Origin of the sequence: Streptomyces sp. NPDC052236, from assembly GCF_044548015.1 — a bacterium.
GTDB lineage: Bacteria > Actinomycetota > Actinomycetes > Streptomycetales > Streptomycetaceae > Streptomyces.
This window is the reverse complement of record NZ_JBIUBL010000086.1, coordinates 1-1545: the sequence shown is the minus strand read 5'-3', so window position 1 is coordinate 1545 and position 1545 is coordinate 1. Positions and strand designations below refer to the sequence as shown.

At 63.9% G+C, this 1545-nt stretch carries 1 pseudogene; it reads right to left on the bottom strand.

The annotated features are described in order from the left end of the window. Positions 1–1537 (bottom strand): annotated as a pseudogene (locus ACIHCQ_RS44580) (type I polyketide synthase); the annotation flags it as partial. Positions 1538–1545: the final 8 nt, after the last annotated feature.

Below are 1545 nucleotides of genomic sequence, written 5' to 3'. Positions count from 1 at the left end.
GGTCGTGGCTATCGGGCTGCTCCAGGATGACGTGCGCGTTCGTACCCGAAATACCGAACGAGGACACCCCCGCCCGCCGCGGACGCCCCCGCTCCTCCCACACCACCGACTCCGTCAACAACGCCACCGGAGCCACCGACCAATCCACCCCCCGCGTCGGCTCCGCAATATGCAAAGACTTCGGCAACACCCCATACCGCATCGCCATCACCATCTTGATAACCCCACCCACACCCGCCGCAGCCTGAGCATGACCAATATTCGACTTCAACGACCCCAACCACAACGGACAATCCACCGACCGACCCGCCCCATACACCTCCAACAACGCCCCCGCCTCCACCGGATCACCCAACCGCGTACCCGTCCCATGCGCCTCCACCACATCCACATCCCCACCCGACAACCCCGCCACCCGCAACGCCTCACCCAACACCCGCCGCTGCGCCAACCCACTCGGCGCCGTCAACCCATTACTCGCCCCATCCTGATTAACCGCCGACCCCCGCACCACCGCCAACACCGGATGACCCAACCGCCGCGCATCAACAAGCCGCTCCACCAACAACATCCCCACACCCTCCGACCACCCCGTCCCCCCCGCATCAGCCGAAAACGACCGACACCGCCCATCCACCGCAAGCCCCCGCTGAGCACTGAACTCCAAAAACGCACCCGGCGTCGACATCACCGTCGCCCCACCCGCCAACGCCAACGAACACTCCCCCGACCGAACCGCCCCCACCGCCAAATGCAACGCCACCAACGACGACGAACACGCCGTATCCACCGACAACGCCGGCCCCTCCAAACCCAACACATACGCAACACGACCCGACCACATACTCGCCGCCGAACCCGTCAGCAAAAACCCCGCATACTCATCCACCGGCTCATGCATCCGCGGCCCATAGTCATACGCCATCCCACCAACAAAAACCCCCGTACCACTCCCCCGCAACGACCCCGGCGCAATACCCGCCCGCTCACACACCTCCCACGACGTCTCCAACAACAACCGCTGCTGCGGATCCATCGCCGCCGCCTCACGCGGCGAAATCCCGAAAAACGACGCATCAAACCCATCCGCATCATGCAGAAAACCCCCCTCCCGCACATAACTCGTCCCCCGACCACCCGGATCAGGATCAAACAACCCCTCCACATCCCAACCCCGATTCACCGGAAAACCAGAAACAGCATCCACACCCCCATCCACCAACCCCCACAAACCCTCCGGCGAAACCACACCACCCGGAAAACGACACGCCATACCAACAATCACCACCACATCACCATCAACACCATCAACACCCGGTTCCGAATCAGACGCCGAAACGGAGGGCGAGGCGGCAGACCAGGCGGAATCCGACTCCGAGTCCGCGACGGAAAGCGCGCCGACGAGGTACTCGCTCAAGGCCTTGGCCGTCGGGTGGTCGAACACCAGAGTCGTCGGCAGCCGCAAACCGGTCACCTCACACAGCCGGTTCCGCAGCTCCACCGACATCAGCGAATCGAAGCCCAGATCCCGCAGAGCGGAACCGG